Genomic DNA, 17,868 nt, shown 5'->3' on the forward strand with positions numbered 1-17,868 from the left:
AGGGTCTCGTAGGGCGATGTCTTTACGGGGCCTTTTCTTTTGTCGGCTCGTGCCTCCTGTTTTGTTGTTTTCTGCTCGTCAGTCTTCGCCGCGTTCTTTCCAACGCGTGTGAAGTTCGGAAATCAAATCTTGGGCCTCGGCCATCATCCAATCGGCAAAGGCGCTGTCTTCCAGCGTGATCGCAAGCCCCTTGGCGGAGCGTTTCACCGCGCCTCCTCGGGCGCCGTCAAAGGTCAGAACCTGCTGTTGTTTTGATGCGGAGGACGTCGTCACGGGGGCGCGTTTCTTGCTGGCTTTATCGACCAACTTGGCCACCGCTTCAAACGCTGCGACCGAGAGATCGCCGGGCTCAGAGACCTGACCTTCGACAACCATCTCGACTTGCGCCCCGGTATAGACATCCTCAGCCGCCCGGATCAGCGGCTCACGATCCATCCCGACCTCCTCAATCGAACGCCCCAAGGCATCCCATCGCGGACGGCCGATGCCATGCGCCGGACCGATGGCCCGGATCAGATTTGAGCTCACCATCTCCACAATGGTCAACGCCATGGAGATCGAGGATTTCGTGACTGTCAACACCTCGGCAACCTGAGCCTGCGTGCCAAAGCCATTCTCAATAAGCTCTTGAGCAAAAAGGGCTTTTTCGATGTATGAAAGGTCGCGGCGTGCCATGTTCTCGGAGATTTGCGCGCGCACAGCGGCGGCGTCATCGAGATTGGCGACCAAGGCGCGCACCTTTTCGACCTTCTCGGAAGAGCGGATCGCTTCAAGACGGCGGCGGCCATAGACCAGCAGATACCGATCCGGCTCACTCGGGTGACGGCGCACCAGAATGGGCACGGTCTGGCCATTGGCCTCGATCGCATCGCGCAGATCGGCGACGTCCTCAGGATCGAGACGGTCGGACAGGCGATCATCCAAAACCTGTTCGGGATCGAGATCCCAGACCCGGTGACCATCGACGGCATCGCGGGCAGAGCGCAGGGCACGGTTGCTCGACATCATCGAGGTGGTGGGGGAGGGGGCTCCGGCAGCGGCAAGGCTGTCGAGCATGGACATCCGTTTTTTCTTGCCGGTGGTCATGAGCGCCCCCAGGTTTTCTGGATCAGATCCGCAATCTCATCGTTCACCGCATTCAGGCTTTCGACCGCGCGGTCGTAGGTGGAGCGGGTGAAGGCGGAGCGTTCGACCTCGTAAAGCGTCTGCTTGGTCAGGCCCGCATCCGAGATGGCGGTGGATTTGAGCATCGGCGCGTTGAGCACCGTGTCGCCGTACATGGTGCGCAGGAAGGCAACGATCCGGTTTTGCGGCGCGTCCGAGGGTTCGTAGCGGGTGAGCACATAGCGCATCCAGTCGTGAGACATATCGGCGCCGCTTTCGGCGATCACGTCCATCAGGTCTGCGGTCATGCGCAGGAACTGGGACATCGACATCACGTCGAGCATCTCGGGGTGAATGGTCACGAGCACGCCGGTGGACGCGGAAAGCGCAGACATGGTGAGAAAGCCCAACTGCGGCGGGCAGTCGATGACCACGACGTCATAGTCCTCATCGACCTGGGCGAGGGCTTCGCGCACCCGGAAAAAGAACAAACCGGCGTTGCCCTGCGACAGGGCGCGCGGCGTGTCATGTTCGAATTCCATAAGTTCGAGGTTGCCGGGGATCAGATCGAGATTGGGAATATAGGTCGGGCGAATGACGGAACGGATCGGCTCCGGGTCGTCATAGCGGATCGCATCATAAAGCGTGCCGCCGTCTTCGAGATCGAATTCGGGCTGAACGCCATGGAGCGCCGTCAAAGACGCCTGCGGGTCGAGGTCGATGGCCAGAACACGGTAGCCGAGAAGGGCGAGACGCTGCGCGAGATGGGCGGAGGTCGTGGTTTTGCCAGAGCCGCCTTTGAAGTTCATCACGCCGATGATCTGAAGGTGATCGCCTTCGCGCCGACCGGGAAGATAATCGCCCGGTTTGCGTGCTGTTTTTTCCAAAAGCTCCCGAAGCGCCTGAATATCATGTGCTGAATAGAGGCGGCGATTGCCCGGGGTCAGTTCGGGGGAGGGGCCTTTGCCATCGAGATGGAGCTTGCGAAGATAGGAGTCATTGACGCCCAGAAGGGCTGCGGCCTCGCCGGACATAAATTTGCGCATCTGTTTCGACGCGTCCGGCGGAAACAGGCTTTCTCGCTGCGAATGCAGTTGCGCGGCCAACGCTTCGGAGTGTTGACGAATGACCTCATTGAGGTCTTGGTGATTGGATGCACCGTCCGACATTGGACCTGCCCTTATTCTCATGCGCTCCGTTCCATTTCTGGACGGCTCGCTTACTTTGCTGCCCTCGTGTCCGCCCATCATGGTCGGAGCGTGTTCACGAAATTTGGCGTTTATCGCCTCTTTTCCGTGACTATTGCCGAAGATGTCAGATTCGTGCAAGTATTTTCTATATTTGGTGGTTTTGCCCCTAGAAGACACATCACTTCCCAGACCTACTTTTCTGGCCAGCATTCGTTACAGAGGGCGTCTCGACGCACGGATGGTGGGTCAGCCGAACTTACCCGCCCTCCTCCTTGCTCGAATAGGGCGCAAGTCGCGATACACCGGGGTCTGGGCGTAGCGGGCGTCCTGTCATCGGGAAAGCCCTCTGCGCACAGTTTTGGCGGTCGCAGATTTTGCAGCCCGCGCCAATCGGCGTGGCACTGTCCGGGTTCTTCAGGTCCAGCCCGCGGGAATAGACAAGCCGCTCCGCATGCGACAGATCACAGCCGAGCGCCACGGCGAATTCCTTGACCGGCGCGCCGAAGCCGCCCGTTCCGTGGCGTACCGTGCGCGCAACCCAGAGGTAACTGCGTCCGTCCGGCATCTGTGCCACCTGCGTCAGCACCTCGCCGGGGCGCGAAAAGGCCGCGTAGACGTTCCACAGCGGACACGATCCGCCGATGCGCGAAAAGTGAAAGTCGGTCGCGGACTGGCGTTTGGAAATATTGCCCGCACGATCCACCCTGATGAAGAAAAACGGCACGCCGCGCGCCGCGGGCCGTTGTAGGGTGGACAGCCTATGGCAGGTCGTCTCAAACCCCACCCCGAACCGATGGGCGAGCCGCTCGATGTCATAGCCTTCGGCCTCTGCCGCCTCAAGGAAACTGCCGTAGGGCAGGATCACAGCCCCGGCAAAATAGTTCGCCAAGCCGATACGAAGAAGCGCGCGACCGTCGTCACTTTCCATCTCGGCCTCCTCAGCCAACCGGTCAATCAGGCTCCCTTGTTCCAGAAACCCAAGCTGCGTCGCCATCTGGAAGGCCCGCTGCCCCGCTGTCAGTTGCGATGACAGATGCAAGACGCCCGCTCCCGGATCGAAACGGCGCAGCGCGCGCCTGTCATCTTCCAGCACCACGCGAATACCGTGTCGCCCGGCAAGACGGTCAATCAGCCCTTCGGCCATCCGATCGTGGCGCAGCCCACGCCCGATGCTCTCGGCCGCCTCGTCCAAGGTCGGCACATAGTTATGCTGTTCGTAGAACCAATCGCGTACCGCCTCAAAGGGGGCAGGTCCTGCCCCCAGTTCGCCGGTGATGCGCCCGTTCATCAGATCCATGCGCTCCGCACTCTCGCGCAGCCGGGCGTGCGTCGCGATGATGGCGCGGGCGACACCCGGCATGTTGGCCGCGATCTCGCGCACCTCCGCCAGCGATGCGCCTGCCCCCTGATCGGCCAGAGCCGCCCTCAGATCGGGGATGAGGCGCGCCTCTTCGGCCTCGGAGAAGAGCTGCACATCCAGCCCGAAGACGGCATTCAGTTTCAACAGCACGGGCACAGTCAATGGCCGCTGGTTACGCTCGAGCTGGTTGAGATAGCTCGGCGAAATCTCCAAGGCGCGGGCGAGCGCTGCTTGGGTCATGCTGCGCTCTTCGCGCAGCCGGCGCAGGCGGACGCCCATGAAAGGTTTTTTCATTTCTTGATCCTTTGCAACATTCGCAATTCAAAAACCATTCCTTCGCAAACCTACGCGTTTTCAGTAGTTTATATCGACTCCATCGTTGTGAAAAGCTGTCTTTGCTAATTTTGCGAAGTTCGGTTTTCACAAACCGACAGATGGAGCCCCTGATGTCCCAGACGCCCGATGGTCAGCCAGATGATCCGACTGTGATGGTTGAAATGGTCTTTCCCGAACAGGCGAACCACTACGGAACACTGTTCGGCGGCACGGCTTTGTCGCTGATGGCGCGGGCCGCCTTTGTTGCCGCCACCCGCAGGGCGCGTGGGGCGGTGGTCATGGCGCGCTCAGAACGGGTGGATTTCACTACACCTGTTCAGGTCGGGGAGCTTTTGGAGCTCCGGTCCGAGATTATCCGCATCGGCCGCAGCTCCATGAGTGTCGCCGTCACCGGCATCGCTGAAGAGATGGACACCGGAAATCGCCGCGAAGCCCTCAGGGGACGGTTCGAGATGGTGGCCGTGGATGCATCGGGGCGCCCACGCGCCCTTGCTGAAAGACTTTAAAGAAGGAAGAGACTGTATGAAGACGCATGACGTGCGGAGCTATAAATCCGCCGAACATCTGGCCCGCGAAGACCAATTGGCCTGGAAGATCGCAGAGGTGGCCGCCGACCCGGTCGCCGTGGCCCCCGAGGTGATCGAGATGATCATCAATCGGGTAATCGACAACGCCGCTGTCGCCGCCGCCTCGGTGGCGCGCCGTCCGGTGGCCTCGGCCCGGGCGCAGGCGCTGTGTCATCCCTACGCCCCCGGCGCGACCGTTTTTGGCATGCCGACCGACACCCGCGTCAGCCCGGAATGGGCCGCTTGGGCCAATGGTACGGCGGTGCGGGAGTTGGATTTCCACGACACCTTCCTGGCCGCCGAATATTCCCACCCGGGCGACAATATCCCACCGGTTCTGGCGGTCGCGCAGCATGCTGGCCTCTCTGGCCTTGATCTGATCCGAGGGCTGGCGACCGGCTATGAGATTCAGGTCGATCTGGTGAAGGGCATCTGCCTGCATGAGCACAAGATCGACCATATCACCCATCTCGGGCCGTCGGCTGCAGCCGGGATCGGCACTGCGCTGAAGCTGCCGGTCGAGGTGATCTATCAGGCGATCCAGCAGGCGCTGCATGTGACGACCACGACGCGCCAGTCGCGCAAGGGCGAGATTTCCTCGTGGAAAGCCTATGCGCCCGCCTTCGCAGGCAAGATGGCGATCGAGGCGGTGGATCGTGTGATGCGCGGCGAAGGCGCGCCCAGCCCGGCTTGGGAAGGCGAGGACGGCTTTATCGCATGGCTGCTGTCGGGGCCCGAGGCGGTCTATCACGTGCCGCTGCCGGAGAAAGGCGAGGCTAAGCGTGCGATCCTCGACACCTATACCAAGGAGCATTCGGCGGAATACCAAAGTCAGGCGCTGATTGATCTTGCCCGCCGCATGGGACCGAAGATCGGCGATCTGTCCAAGGTCCAATCAATCCTGATCGAGACCTCGCATCACACCCATTACGTGATCGGCACCGGGGCGAATGACCCGCAGAAGATGGACCCCACGGCCTCGCGTGAGACGCTGGACCATTCGATCATGTATATCTTTGCGGTCGCGCTCGAAGATGGCGGCTGGCACCACGAGAAAAGCTATGCGCCGGAGCGCGCCCGGCGGCCCTCGACCGTGGCGCTCTGGCACAAGATCTCGACCGCCGAGGATCCCGAATGGACGCGCCGCTATCACGCCCGCGATCCAAAGGAAAAGGCCTTTGGCGGGCGGGTGACGGTCACGCTTGAGGACGGGTCGCACATCGTGGACGAACTGGCGCTGGCAGATGCACATCCCGACGGGGCGCGCCCCTTCGTGCGGGCGAATTACGTCCGGAAATTCCTGACCCTCTCAGAGGGTGTGCTGAGTGCATCCGAACAACAGCGCTTTCTCGATGTGGCCGAGGGGCTTGCCGATCTCGAGGCGGGCGATCTGGGCCAACTCAATTTCGTGGTCGATACCGAAAAACTCGGCGCGCCGCGTCCGCATGGCATTTTTGATTGGAGGGAAGAATGACCGGTTCTATCAAGAAACCGAAAAAATCCGTGGCGCTTTCGGGCGTCACGGCGGGCAACACGGCGCTTTGTTCCGTGGGGCAAAGCGGCAATGACCTGCATTATCGCGGCTATGACATTCTCGATCTCGCGGAGAGCTGCGAGTTCGAAGAGGTGGCGCATCTGTTGATCCACGGCAGCCTGCCATCTGCCGCAGAGCTTGACGCCTACAAGGCCAAGCTCAAGGCGTTTCGGGGGCTGCCGAAAGCGGTGCGCAAGACGTTGGAAGCGATCCCGGCGGCGGCGCATCCGATGGACGTGCTGCGCTCCGGGGTCTCTGCGATGGGTTGCGCTTTGCCTGAGGCCAGCGATCACAACACCCCCGGTGCGCGCGACATTGTGGACCGGTTGATCGCGGTGCAGGGGTCGATGCTGCTTTACTGGTATCACTACGCGCAGAACGGCCGACGGATTGAGGTCGAGACCGAAGACGACAGCATCGCCGGGCATTTCCTGCATCTGTTGCATGGCAAGCAGGCCAGCGAGGACGAGGTCCGTGCGATGCATGTGACGCTGAACCTCTATGCCGAGCACGAGTTCAATGCCTCGACCTTTACCGCGCGCTCCATCGCGGGCACCGGGGCTGATGTCTATTCCGCCATCACGGGGGCGATCGGCGCGCTCAGAGGGCCGAAACACGGCGGCGCGAATGAAGTCGCCTTTGAGACCCAGAAACGCTACGAGACGCCGGAGGAGGCCGAAAGCGACATTCGCGCGCGGGTGGAGAACAAGGAGGTCGTGATCGGGTTTGGCCATCCGGTCTACACGGTCTCCGATCCGCGCAATGTGGTGATCAAACGCGTTGCAAGGCACCTGTCGGAAACCGCAGGGTCGATGAAAATGTACGACATCGCTGAGCGGATCGAATTCGTGATGATGGATGCCAAGCGCATGTTCCCGAACCTCGATTGGTTTTCCGCCGTCTCTTATCACCTGTTGGGGGTGCCGACGGCGATGTTCACGCCGATTTTCGTCATCGCACGCACCTCCGGCTGGGGCGCGCATGTGATCGAGCAGCGGATCGACAACAAGATCATCCGTCCCTCGGCCAATTATATCGGCCCCGAAAACCGCCCCTTCCTGCCGCTCGGCCGACGGGGCGTCGACTTTCCCAGAGCTGCGGAGTGAGACCATGACCTATTTGATTGCAGACGATCTGCCCGAAGAGAGCGCCGGTCGGCGGTTTCGCAAGGCGCTGAACGAACCCGGAATTCTACGCTTGCCAGGCGCACATAACGGTCAATCCGCGCTTCAGGCGAAGGCCGCCGATTTCGAGGCGTTGTACCTGTCGGGGGCGGCCATGACCGCGTCGATGGGCCTGCCGGATTTGGGGATTATCACGATGGATGAGGTCTGTTTCTTCATTCGCCAGATCGCGCGGGCCTCCGGCCTGCCGCTTCTGGTCGATGGCGACACCGGCTATGGCGAAGTGCTCAATGTCATGCATATGGTGCGTGCATTCGAAGAGGCGGGCGCGGGTGCCGTGCACCTCGAAGATCAGCTTTTGCCAAAAAAATGCGGCCACCTGAATGACAAGAAACTCGCCTCTGCGGCGGATATGGCGGCGAAAGTGGCGGCGGCGGCAAAGGCCTCGCGCGATCTCGTGATCATCGCCCGCACAGATGCCGCGGCCTCCGAAGGGATTGAGGGCGCGGTGGCTCGTGCGAAACTCTATGTCGAAGCCGGGGCCGATGCGATCTTCCCGGAGGCGCTGACTTCGGTCGAGATGTTCAAGGAGATGCGCGCGGCCCTTCCCGGTGTCAAACTTCTGGCCAATATGACCGAGTTCGGGCGCACGCCCGCGCTCACCGCTAAGGAGTTCGAAGAGCTGGGCTATGACATGGTGATCTGGCCGGTGTCGTCCCTCAGGGTCGCCAACAAGGCGCAGGAAAAGCTCTACGCCGCCCTTGCCCGCGACGGGGCCACTACGGCGATGATCCCGGAGATGCAGACCCGCAAGGAGCTTTATGAGACCATCGGGCTAAACACTTTCGAGGCGCTGGACAGTTCAATAGCCGCATCGGTCGCGCCGGAGTGGGGGGGCTGATTTCAAACGCTTTTGTATCGAATGTGCAGAGGATAGCTGCGCATGCTTCGGGGTTGGATATGATGTTGCATCACGATTAGATCAGAGAACTATAGCAAGGATTCACGCCTGATGATTGACCTTCAACCGCTGGCGATTTTACGTGAAATTGATCGGACGGGTAGCCTGACACAGGCCGCCGATAAATTGTTTCTGACGCAATCCGCCGTCAGCCATGCTGTTCGCCGGTTTGAAGAACGTTATCAGGTGAAACTCTGGAAGCGCGAAGGTCACAAACTGCGCCTGACTCCGTCGGGGGAGTATCTCCTGGGGCTGGCCAATCGCGTGTTGCCGCAACTGGAATATGGCGCCGTGGTGCTTGAGGATTATGCCAGCGGACGGCGCGGCGCGATCCGGGTGGGGATGGAATGTCATCCCTGCCAAGACTGGCTGATGCGTGTGCTTGATCCGTTTCTGTCGCAATGGCCTGATGTGGATTTAGACGTGACAACGGCCTTTCAGTTCGGTGGCCTTGCTGCGCTTTTGAGCCATGAAATCGACATTCTCGTCACGCCTGATCCGGTCGAACAGCCGGGGATCGAGTATCAACCCGTCTTTGACTATGAGCTGGTTTTGGCCGTGGCCGAAACCCATCCTTTGGCGGACAAAGGGCGGGCAGAACCAGCGGATCTGGCGGGCGAAACCCTGATCACCTATCCGGTCTCCCGCGAGAGGCTGGATATTTATACCCAATTTCTGATCCCTGCTCATGCTCTGCCGCGTCGTCACCGCACGGTGGAAACCACCGATCTGATGCTGCGGCTGGTGGCGTCGGGCCGTGCGGTCAGCGCAACGCCGGATTGGTTGCTGCGCGACGCCAAGGGGGTGAGGGGCGTACGTCTGGGGCAGGGGATCGCAAAGTCGATTCATTTGGGTCATCGCAAGGGGGAATGCCCCAATTATCTCAGCGGCTTTATGGAACTGGCTGCCACCGTCCAAATCTAAACAGTTCAAATCTGAACTGTGCAAATCGGTCGTCTCCCAGAGGGGACATCCGCAACATGACGGGCACTCATGTATTTCTGAGATATTCTCATTTTTATTCATGATCGACTTCGCGCATATAGCACGGAACAGCTTTGACTTTCCAAGCCCAAGGCGTTCGTACGCCACATGAGGACCACCAACTGAGATACCGAAGCCGAGCCTGGCAAGCCCTGATGTAAACGTCAGGGAACCGCTTGGTGCGCCCGGCTCTCAGGCAAATAGGATATGCGATCACTATGACCGAAGATTTTGCATTCAAAATTTCAACTCTTTGCTTCGACGAAAACTATACGCCTGCGGATCACACCCGGCTGACGACCAATTTTGCCAATCTGGCGCGTGGGGAAAATCGTCAGGAAAACCTGCGCCGTGCGCTCACCATGATCGACAACCGTTTCAACGCGCTGGCGCATTGGGACAACCCCAAGAGTAATCGCTATTCAGTCGAGCTTGAGATCATTTCCGCCGATCTGGACATCGAAGGCAATGGTGCGGATTTCCCGGCGATTGAAATGTTGAAAACCACTATCGTCGATCACAAGACAGGCGCACGGATCGAGGGTATGGTCGGGAACAGCTTTTCCTCCTATGTTCGCGATTACGATTTCAGCGTGCGCCTTTTGGACCACAACAAGGGTCGCGACGGGTTCAGTGTGCCGGAAAACTACGGCGACTTGCATGGCAATCTCTTCAAACTCTTTGTCACGTCTCCCGCCTATCAAGAGAATTTCGCAAAACGTCCGGTGTTCTGCCTGAGCGTGTCACACAATAAAACCTACAACCGCACCGCCAACGACCACCCGGTTCTGGGCTTTGAATATCTGCCCGACGACACCTCGCTGACTGAGGCCTATTTCAAGAAAATGGGCCTTCAGGTGCGATATTTCATGCCGAAAAACAGTGCCGCCCCGCTGGCCTTTTTCTTCTTTGGCGAGCTTTTGAATGATTACAGCAACCTCGAACTGATCTCGACGATCAGCACGATGGAGAGCTTTCAGCGGATCTACCGCCCGGAAATCTACAACGCCAACGCGCCCGCAGGTGTTGTGTACCAACCCAGCCTCGATCATCAGGACTATTCGCCGACGCGCATCGTCTATGACCGCGAGGAACGGAGCCAACTGGCCGTCAAGCAGGGCAAATACACCGAAGAGCACTTCATCAAACCGCACCACGACCGTCTTAAGGCGTGGTCGGCAAAGTTCGCTGCTCAATAAAGCGCTTGCACACTCCACAATCAGGCGTTTCCCGATCAGGCACAAACTCGATCGGGAAGCGCGTTTTGAACTAAAAACGCACAAGGTCTCAGATCATGAACAAACTGCTTCCCACTTCCACCGCTGGCAGCCTGCCGAAACCCTCTTGGCTGTCTGAGCCAGAAAAGCTCTGGTCGCCTTGGAAACTCGAAGGCGAGGCCCTCATTGAGGGCAAACAGGATGCGCTGCGCGTCACGCTCATGGAGCAACAGGTCGCGGGCATCGATATCGTCAGCGACGGCGAACAAACCCGCCAGCACTTTGTCACCACCTTCATCGAAGGCCTCGACGGCGTCGATTTCGAGAAACGCGAGACGGTGAAAATCCGGGACCGCTATGATGCCAGCGTGCCGACCGTCGTCAGTGCCGTGTCGCGCCCGAAATCCGTCTTTGTCGAAGATGCCAAATTCCTGCGCAGCCAGACCAAAGCCCCGATCAAATGGGCGCTGCCGGGCCCGATGACGATGATCGACACGCTTTACGACGCGCATTACAAAAGCCGCGAAAAGCTTGCATGGGAATTCGCCAAACTGCTCAATGAAGAAGCCAAAGAGCTTGAGGCCGCAGGCGTCGATATCATCCAGTTCGACGAACCCGCGTTCAACGTGTTTTTCGACGAGGTGAACGACTGGGGCATGGCCACGCTGGAGCGCGCCATGGAAGGTCTTAAATGTCAGACGGCCGTCCATATTTGCTATGGCTATGGCATCAAGGCCAACACCGACTGGAAGAAAACCCTTGGCTCCGAATGGCGTCAATACGAGTTGATCTTCCCGAGCATTCAGAAATCCAGCGTCGATCTGGTCTCGCTTGAGTGCCACAACTCCCATGTGCCGCTGGATCTAATCGAGCTGATCCGGGGCAAAAAGGTGATGGTCGGCTCCATCGACGTGGCCAACAAACCCATCGAGACCCCCGAAGAGGTCGCCGACACCCTGCGCAAAGCGTTGCAATTCGTCGATGCGGACAAGCTTTACCCCTGCACCAACTGCGGCATGGCCCCGCTGTCGCGCGAGGTGGCGCGGGGCAAGCTGAATGCACTGTCCGCCGGTGCAGAAATTGTCCGGCGCGAACTTCAGGCCTGACGGTTTTACAGTTCGGGCAAGCGTCACCGGCATGCCCGAACTGCCCCCATTTTGACGGAAACGACCTCATGTCCGACACACTTGCCCCGGAAACCATCGACCCGCGTGCTCTGCGCGATTGCTGCGGTCGTTTCGCAACCGGCGTTACGGTGATCACCACCCGCACGCCGACGGTGATCACGGCACGACGGTCAGCGCCTTTATGTCTGTCTCGCTCGATCCGCCGCTGATCGCGATCTCTCTCGATCGTCGCTCGAAAATGCTGGGCAAACTGCAGGCATCGGGACGCTATGCGGTGAATATTCTGTCGAGCCATATGCGCGCACATGCCCTGCATTTCTCCGGGCGGCGCGATGAGACGTTGCAGAACCTTTTCCTTGAGCACGATGGCTTGCCGGTCCTGCGCGAGGCCGCAGCGCTGCTTGTGGCGGATGTAGTGCAACAGGTTGATGCGGGCGATCACGTTATCGTTCTAGGTCAGGTGCGCCATCTGGATCGCGACCCGGAGGCCGCGCCGCTTTTGTTCCATGCCGGGCAGTTTGGCCAGCTTGCGTCTGATCTCGTCCGGTGAGCTTTCAGCGATAAAGCAAAATGCTTTCACGGCTGAATAGGCGGTATCTCTTCTGTATGAGTGCCCTCATCGAGGGAGGAAGGGAAGCTGAGATCACACTTCGCCCTCGAAACGGAACAGGGCGAGGCTGCGTTCGCGTTCGTTGATCGCGAGTTTGCGGTTGATCGGCGCCTGCGCGCGTGAGGCGCAGTTCCGCCGTTCGCAAAGGTAGCAATTCAGCCCGATGTCCGTCGGTTCGGTGGTCCCGAGATTGAGCCCGTCGGCGTAGACCAGACGCGCGGCATAGGAGAGGTCGCATCCCAGACCGATCGCGTGTTTCTGTGCCGGTGCATTATAGGTGCCGCCCACGCGGGTCACGGTGCGGGCAATCGACAGGTAGCTTGCGCCCTCCGGCATGCGGATGATCTGGGTCTGGACCTGTTCGGGGGTCTCGAAGGCGCCATGGATGTTCCAGAGCGGGCAGGTGCCGCCAAAGCGCGAAAACGGGAAACGGCCCGCGCTGAAGCGTTTGGAGATATTTCCCGCCCGGTCGATCCGCACGAAGAAGAACGGCACGCCGCGCGCGTCGGGCCGTTGCAGGGTGGACATCCGATGCGCCACCTGTTCGTAACTCGCACCAAAGCGGTGACCGATCAGCTCGATGTCGTAACGTTCCTGTTCGCAGGCGGCGAGAAAGCGTTTGTAAGGCATGAGCAGGGCGGCGGCGAAGTAATTTGCGAGGCTGACACGGGCGAGGCTCTGGCAGTCTTCGACAAAGCCCGCGTCCGCCATCACCGTATCCATCAGGCCTTCGTGTTCGAGGCGCGCGATCAGAACTCCCATCTGAAATCGTCGACTGCGTTGGGTGAGAAGCTCGGAGAGCATCAGCTCCTTGCGGTGCGGGTCGTAGCGCCTGAGCGCACCGCTCATGACGCTGGCCGGAAGGATGCGCACGCGGATGCCATGGTGTGTCAGCCGTTCGGTGAGGGCGACATGCGGTTCCTCGCGATGCAAGGCCATGTCGGTGGCCTGAGCTTCGGCGGCCTCGTCAATCGGGGCGATGTAGTTGCTGTTGGCGTAGAACCAGTCGCGCACCCGCTCCACCGGGCGCGCGATCTGGCCCAGCACTTCGACCTTGTTGCGATCCGTGAGCGGGTTCTCGTCGGTCTGGCTGCGCATCATGGCGTCGGTGTGCTTGCCTTGCAGACGCACCAGAGCTGCGGCGATCCGGGGCGAGGCTTGCAGCACGGCGTCGATCTCGCTTTTCGGCAGGCGCGGCAGTTCGAGCGCCGGGTCTTTCAACACCGCCTCGAAATCCGCCGTCAGTTGCGTGTCGATCTCCGGGGCCAGCTCTGAGATGTTCATGTCGTAGACCTGTGCGAGCTTCATCAGAAGTTTCGCAGAGGCCGGGCGCTGATCCGTCTCGATGAGGGTGATGTAGCTGGCGGAGACATCGAGCTGTGCTGCCATCTGCGCCTGTGTCAGCCCAAGCGATTTTCGCAGCACCTTGAGGCGGTTGCCGATGTTCAGTTTGACGCCTTTCTGGCTCATGCCTTGTTCCTCCCGTTTAGCTCAGTGTGCCGTTTCTGACGTGACAACATTACAAATCGGCCGTGAAAATGGTTACAAAAATTACAATATAACCATTTAATAACAAATAGATAGTGATATTTTTTATGACATTACTAATCTAACTACAGGAATCGCATACCGATGCATACAAAACATTGAACCGACATGAGGGAGGTGCCCATGGCTCTGGATCTGACACACTCGAAGGCGCTTGTGCTGCGCGATGTCGCGGGGGCGGAACGCGTTTTGACGCCGGAGGCGCTGGAGTTTCTCATCGCGCTTAATGCCGCATTCGCGACACCGCTGCGCACGCTTTTGGCCGCCCGCGCCTCGCGCCAGCACGGCTATGACACCGGCCATCTGCCGGAATATTTGACCGAGACCCGAGACATTCGGCGCGGGGACTGGCAGGCGGCGGGCGTGCCGGAAGCGCTTCAGGATCGCCGCGTCGAGATCACCGGCTCCGTGGACCGCAAGATGATGATCAATGCGCTGAATTCCGGGGCCAAAGTCTTTATGGCGGATTTCGAAGACGCCTCCGCGCCGCGTTTCGACGTCATGATCGCCGGTCAGGTGAACCTGATGGATTATCGCGACGGCACGTTGGCTTTCGACGATCCGAAAACCGGCAAATCCTACCGCATGGCGGAACAGATCGCGACGCTGATCGTGCGCCCGCGGGGCTTGCATCTGGAAGAGGCCAATGTGCTGATCGACGGCCAGCCGATGCCCGCCGCCTTGTTCGATTTCGGCCTGTCTTTCTTTCACAACGCTCATGAGTTGCATCGCAGCGGGCGGGGGCCGTTCTACTACCTGCCAAAGCTGGAAAACCATCGCGAGGCGCGGCTCTGGAATGCGATTTTTGTCTGGGCGCAGGATCGGATCGGTCTGTCGCAGGGCACGATCAAGGCGACCGTGCTGATCGAAACCCTGCGTGCGGCTTTCGAGATGGATGAGATCATCTGGGAACTGCGCGACCATATCGCCGGGCTGAATTGCGGGCGCTGGGATTATATTTTCAGCTATATCAAGACGCTCCGGGCGCATGCCGAGTACACGCTGCCGGATCGGGCGCAGGTGACGATGGACAAGGCATTTTTGGCGACCTACGCCGCACGGCTCGTCAAGGTCTGTCACCGGCGCGGCATTCACGCCATGGGTGGTATGGCGGCGCAAATCCCGGTGAAAGGCGACGCGGCGGTCAATGAGGTGGCGTTCGAGAAAGTCCGGGCCGACAAGCTGCGCGAGGTGCAACTGGGCCATGACGGCACTTGGGTGGCGCACCCCGATCTGGTGCCCGTCGCGATGGAGGTCTTTGACCGCCATATGCCCGAGGCCAATCAGATCAAACGCCCACGGCAATATTACCGCATTGAAGAGCACAAGCTTCTGGAACCGCATCGGGGCAGGGTCACCGAGGCCGGGGTGCGGATGAACATCTCCGTCGCGCTCGAATACCTGTCGCACTGGCTGTCGGGCAGGGGCGCTGTGCCGATCCACAACCTGATGGAAGATGCGGCCACCGCCGAGATCAGCCGTGCCCAGCTTTGGCAATGGATACGTCACGGGGTGGAGGTTGGGCTGGTCGGAAGCGGTACGCGCAAGATGGACGCCGAGTGGTTCGGCAAGCTGTTGCAGGCGGAGGTGTCGGACATTCTCGACCGGATTGGCCCGGCTGGATTCCACCGCGGGCATTACGCCTCAGCGCTGCGCCTCTTGCACGAAGCGGTGACGGCGCGCGAGATGCCCGATTTCATCACCATCCCGGCCTATGACGTGTTGAACGCCTTCAACTGATGGACCCGATCACACAGCTTTCCCCCTTTGGCGGGCCGCTCCCCAAGCGCTTGCCCGCCTGTCTGCTCAAACTGCCACAGAGAGGATATATCATGGCACAGCACAAAACCTATGCCGAGCTGCGCAAGGATCTTGAAGCCCGCTACCCGAATGGCCAGACCCCGGGCGGCGTCACCGTGGACGACATCATCCAGCTCAGGATCCAGAACACCTATGACACCCATCTCGACATCGCGCGCGGCATGGCGACTGTCATGCGTGCCGATATGGCCGCCTATGATGCGGATGCGACGAAGTTCACCCAGTCGCTTGGCTGCTGGTCCGGGTTTCATGCCCAACAGATGATCAAATCCGTAAAGCGTCTGAACGGCACCACGAAGCGCACCTATGTCTATCTCTCCGGCTGGATGGTCGCCGGTCTGCGCAATGCATGGGGCCACCTGCCGGATCAGTCCATGCATGAGAAAACCGCGGTGGCCGACCTCATTCGCGAGATTTACACTTCTCTGCGTCAGGCCGACGAGGTGGCTTTGAACGATCTGTTCAAGGAGTTGAAGCTGGCGGCGTCTGAGGACGCGCGCAAAGCGGTGATCGCAAAGATCGACAGGTTCGAGAGCCATGTCGTGCCGATCATCGCGGACATTGACGCTGGCTTCGGCAACGAACACGCGACCTACCTTCTGGCAAAAGAGCTGATCAAGGCCGGGGCTTGCTGTCTTCAGATCGAAAACCAGGTGTCGGACGCAAAGCAATGCGGCCATCAGGACGGCAAAGTGACCGTACCGCGCGAGGATTTCATCGAGAAACTGCGCGCCTGCCGGTTGGCCTTTGAGGAGCTGGGCGTTGATGATGGTGTCATCGTGGCGCGCACCGACAGTCTCGGGGCCGGTCTGACGCAGAAAGTGCCGGTCTCTGCAGCGCCGGGCGATCTGGCGTCCGACTATATCAAATGGCTCGACACAGAACAGATCACCGAAGAGAACCCGATCGCCGAGGGCGAGCTGGCGCTCTATCAGGGCGGCGAGTTCGTGCGTCCGCGCCGTCTGCCGAACGGGCTTTTCCCGTTCAAGCTGAACACCGGGCGCGCCCGCGTGGTCGAGGATTGCATTGCGTCGCTGTCGCATGGCGGGGCCGATCTTCTGTGGATCGAAACCGACACGCCGAACGTGGATGAGATCGCCGGTATGGTGAATGAAATCCGTGAGAAAGTGCCGAATGCGAAACTGACCTACAACAACTCGCCCTCGTTCAACTGGACGCTTAATCTGCGCAAACAGGTCCGCGATCAGTGGATTGAGGAGGGCAAGATCAAGGAGGACGATTACCCGGCGGGCAACGAGCTGATGAAGGCCGATTTCGACGAAACCGAGCTTGGGCTTGAGGCAGACAACCGCTTGCGCAATTTCCAGACCGATATTTCGACGAAAGCGGGCGTGTTCCACAACCTGATCACACTGCCGACCTTCCACCTCACGGCGAAGGCGATGGACGAACTGAGCCAGGGCTATTTCGGCGAGGACAAGATGCTGGCCTATGTCTCCACCGTGCAGCGTCAGGAAATCCGTCGCGGCATCTCTGCTGTTAAGCACCAACATGAGGTCGGCTCGGACCTTGGCGATACGTTCAAGGAAATGGTCGGGGGCGAGCGGGCGCTGAAAGCGGGCGGCGCGGCCAACACCATGAACCAATTCGCGGCAGAATAAGGCCACGAATGCGCATCTTCGGTGCAGTTTAGACTGCGCACCTTTGGTGCGACGAACCCATTGGCGGCGGAATAGGCTGCAAAGATACGGCCGCCGGGTTGATTGAGGGGTCTTTCCTCCCGGCATCCTCCGCGCCGCTCCGGGTTTCCGGGGCGGCGCATTTTCAGTCCCCAGAAGATCAGTCCCGGGACGAGGGTAGAACCATGATCAGACCGGGTTGCGGCGATGTCAAAGCTGTGTCGGGTTCGGCGCTTCCCCGTAGGCGGCCACCGGATCAAATGTCTTGTGATCTTCAACGAAGACCAAGGGGACTCCAGCCTGCGCACCATGGGGCACCGCCCGGTAGAAACACGACCGATAGCCCACGTGGCAGGATGCGCCCGACCCGGTGACGTCAACGCTTAGCCAAAGCGCATCCTGATCATCATCAATGCGCGCCTCCACAACCTTTTGCACCAGCCCGGAGGTTGCGCCCTTGTGCCAAAGAACCTGTCGCGCGCGACTAAAGTAATGCGCCTCGCCGGTCTCAATCGTCAGGCGAAAGGCCTCCTCCGTCATCCAGCCCAGCATCAGAACGTCTCCGGTCGCCGCATCCGTGGTGATGCAGGGCATCAAGCCGTCATCCCCAAACTTCGGGGCAAGTTCGGTGCTCTCTTCGACCTGTTCGATTGTTTTGCGTGGGGCGAAGTCCAGTTGCGTCATCAAGGTCTCTTTTCATCTGTTGCGAATGGCAATGTTATAATGTAACAACGCATGACCAAATC

At 59.8% G+C, this 17,868-nt stretch carries 16 protein-coding genes; 11 read left to right on the forward strand and 5 right to left on the reverse strand.

Annotated elements, in window-relative coordinates:
• Positions 1–78: 78 nt before the first annotated feature.
• The 3 genes from repB to NH195_RS15215 form a co-directional block, all read right to left on the reverse strand.
• Entirely contained in the window at positions 79–1,086 is a 1,008-nt protein-coding gene (repB, locus tag NH195_RS15205; protein ID WP_066708745.1) for a plasmid partitioning protein RepB, read from the reverse strand.
• Complete coding sequence (repA, locus tag NH195_RS15210) at positions 1,083–2,273, reverse strand: plasmid partitioning protein RepA (protein ID WP_066708748.1); 1,191 nt, start codon at positions 2,271–2,273, stop codon at positions 1,083–1,085. Before repA ends, repB begins: the two co-directional genes overlap by 4 nt.
• 277 nt (positions 2,274–2,550) lie before the next feature.
• Positions 2,551–3,948, reverse strand: coding sequence for a short-chain fatty acyl-CoA regulator family protein (locus NH195_RS15215; RefSeq protein ID WP_066708751.1), 1,398 nt, complete (start codon positions 3,946–3,948; stop codon positions 2,551–2,553).
• Positions 3,949–4,100: 152 nt separating this feature from the next.
• On the opposite strand from NH195_RS15215, the gene NH195_RS15220 reads away from it, so the two are divergent.
• The 9 genes from NH195_RS15220 (at position 4,101) to NH195_RS15255 (ending at position 12,053) form a co-directional block, all read left to right on the forward strand.
• Positions 4,101–4,496: an acyl-CoA thioesterase gene (locus tag NH195_RS15220; protein ID WP_066708935.1), complete on the forward strand. Its 396-nt coding sequence runs from the start codon at positions 4,101–4,103 to the stop codon at positions 4,494–4,496.
• 16 nt (positions 4,497–4,512) lie between these two features.
• Positions 4,513–6,030, forward strand: coding sequence for an MmgE/PrpD family protein (locus NH195_RS15225; RefSeq protein ID WP_066708754.1), 1,518 nt, complete (start codon positions 4,513–4,515; stop codon positions 6,028–6,030).
• Positions 6,027–7,196, forward strand: a complete 1,170-nt coding sequence (gene prpC, locus NH195_RS15230; protein WP_066708757.1) for a bifunctional 2-methylcitrate synthase/citrate synthase — start codon at positions 6,027–6,029, stop codon at positions 7,194–7,196. Before NH195_RS15225 ends, prpC begins: the two co-directional genes overlap by 4 nt.
• Before the next feature lie 4 nt (positions 7,197–7,200).
• Positions 7,201–8,115, forward strand: a complete 915-nt coding sequence (gene prpB, locus NH195_RS15235) for a methylisocitrate lyase (protein WP_066708759.1) — start codon at positions 7,201–7,203, stop codon at positions 8,113–8,115.
• Positions 8,116–8,226: 111 nt separating this feature from the next.
• Entirely contained in the window at positions 8,227–9,099 is an 873-nt protein-coding gene (locus tag NH195_RS15240; RefSeq protein WP_066708762.1) for a LysR family transcriptional regulator, read from the forward strand.
• Between the two features lie 278 nt (positions 9,100–9,377).
• Positions 9,378–10,358: a DUF1852 domain-containing protein gene (locus NH195_RS15245; protein ID WP_066708765.1), complete on the forward strand. Its 981-nt coding sequence runs from the start codon at positions 9,378–9,380 to the stop codon at positions 10,356–10,358.
• A 95-nt stretch (positions 10,359–10,453) separates the two neighbouring features.
• A complete protein-coding gene (locus NH195_RS15250) occupies positions 10,454–11,482 on the forward strand; it encodes a methionine synthase (RefSeq protein WP_066708768.1) in 1,029 nt (342 codons plus the stop codon).
• Between the two features lie 68 nt (positions 11,483–11,550).
• Positions 11,551–11,712: a hypothetical protein gene (locus NH195_RS21725; RefSeq protein WP_238379775.1), complete on the forward strand. Its 162-nt coding sequence runs from the start codon at positions 11,551–11,553 to the stop codon at positions 11,710–11,712.
• Entirely contained in the window at positions 11,685–12,053 is a 369-nt protein-coding gene (locus NH195_RS15255) for a flavin reductase family protein (protein WP_238379776.1), read from the forward strand. The genes NH195_RS21725 and NH195_RS15255 overlap by 28 nt, the downstream gene beginning before the upstream one ends.
• 93 nt (positions 12,054–12,146) lie before the next feature.
• Here NH195_RS15255 and NH195_RS15260 read toward each other — a convergent pair whose 3' ends face one another.
• Complete coding sequence (locus tag NH195_RS15260; RefSeq protein ID WP_066708771.1) at positions 12,147–13,583, reverse strand: helix-turn-helix domain-containing protein; 1,437 nt, start codon at positions 13,581–13,583, stop codon at positions 12,147–12,149.
• Positions 13,584–13,784: 201 nt separating this feature from the next.
• On the opposite strand from NH195_RS15260, the gene aceB reads away from it, so the two are divergent.
• A complete protein-coding gene (gene aceB, locus NH195_RS15265) occupies positions 13,785–15,401 on the forward strand; it encodes a malate synthase A (protein ID WP_066708774.1) in 1,617 nt (538 codons plus the stop codon).
• A 92-nt stretch (positions 15,402–15,493) separates the two neighbouring features.
• Positions 15,494–17,104: an isocitrate lyase gene (locus NH195_RS15270; RefSeq protein WP_066708777.1), complete on the forward strand. Its 1,611-nt coding sequence runs from the start codon at positions 15,494–15,496 to the stop codon at positions 17,102–17,104.
• 228 nt (positions 17,105–17,332) lie between these two features.
• Here NH195_RS15270 and hisI read toward each other — a convergent pair whose 3' ends face one another.
• Positions 17,333–17,806 (reverse strand): phosphoribosyl-AMP cyclohydrolase, encoded by a 474-nt coding sequence (gene hisI / locus NH195_RS15275; RefSeq protein ID WP_066708779.1) that lies wholly within the window; start codon positions 17,804–17,806, stop codon positions 17,333–17,335.
• Between the last annotated feature and the right edge of the window lie 62 nt (positions 17,807–17,868).

This window comes from Celeribacter ethanolicus (assembly GCF_001550095.1).
Lineage (GTDB): Bacteria > Pseudomonadota > Alphaproteobacteria > Rhodobacterales > Rhodobacteraceae > Celeribacter > Celeribacter ethanolicus.

Bases quoted from the DNA above. Each gene is read 5' to 3' on its own strand.
- repB (WP_066708745.1), bottom strand. From the start codon at position 1,086: ATGACCACCGGCAAGAAAAAACGGATGTCCATGCTCGACAGCCTTGCC.
- repA (WP_066708748.1), bottom strand. From the start codon at position 2,273: ATGTCGGACGGTGCATCCAATCACCAAGACCTCAATGAGGTCATTCGT.
- NH195_RS15215 (WP_066708751.1), bottom strand. From the start codon at position 3,948: ATGAAAAAACCTTTCATGGGCGTCCGCCTGCGCCGGCTGCGCGAAGAG.
- NH195_RS15220 (WP_066708935.1), top strand. From the start codon at position 4,101: ATGTCCCAGACGCCCGATGGTCAGCCAGATGATCCGACTGTGATGGTT.
- NH195_RS15225 (WP_066708754.1), top strand. From the start codon at position 4,513: ATGAAGACGCATGACGTGCGGAGCTATAAATCCGCCGAACATCTGGCC.
- prpC (WP_066708757.1), top strand. From the start codon at position 6,027: ATGACCGGTTCTATCAAGAAACCGAAAAAATCCGTGGCGCTTTCGGGC.
- prpB (WP_066708759.1), top strand. From the start codon at position 7,201: ATGACCTATTTGATTGCAGACGATCTGCCCGAAGAGAGCGCCGGTCGG.
- NH195_RS15240 (WP_066708762.1), top strand. From the start codon at position 8,227: ATGATTGACCTTCAACCGCTGGCGATTTTACGTGAAATTGATCGGACG.
- NH195_RS15245 (WP_066708765.1), top strand. From the start codon at position 9,378: ATGACCGAAGATTTTGCATTCAAAATTTCAACTCTTTGCTTCGACGAA.
- NH195_RS15250 (WP_066708768.1), top strand. From the start codon at position 10,454: ATGAACAAACTGCTTCCCACTTCCACCGCTGGCAGCCTGCCGAAACCC.
- NH195_RS21725 (WP_238379775.1), top strand. From the start codon at position 11,551: ATGTCCGACACACTTGCCCCGGAAACCATCGACCCGCGTGCTCTGCGC.
- NH195_RS15255 (WP_238379776.1), top strand. From the start codon at position 11,685: ATGTCTGTCTCGCTCGATCCGCCGCTGATCGCGATCTCTCTCGATCGT.
- NH195_RS15260 (WP_066708771.1), bottom strand. From the start codon at position 13,583: ATGAGCCAGAAAGGCGTCAAACTGAACATCGGCAACCGCCTCAAGGTG.
- aceB (WP_066708774.1), top strand. From the start codon at position 13,785: ATGGCTCTGGATCTGACACACTCGAAGGCGCTTGTGCTGCGCGATGTC.
- NH195_RS15270 (WP_066708777.1), top strand. From the start codon at position 15,494: ATGGCACAGCACAAAACCTATGCCGAGCTGCGCAAGGATCTTGAAGCC.
- hisI (WP_066708779.1), bottom strand. From the start codon at position 17,806: ATGACGCAACTGGACTTCGCCCCACGCAAAACAATCGAACAGGTCGAA.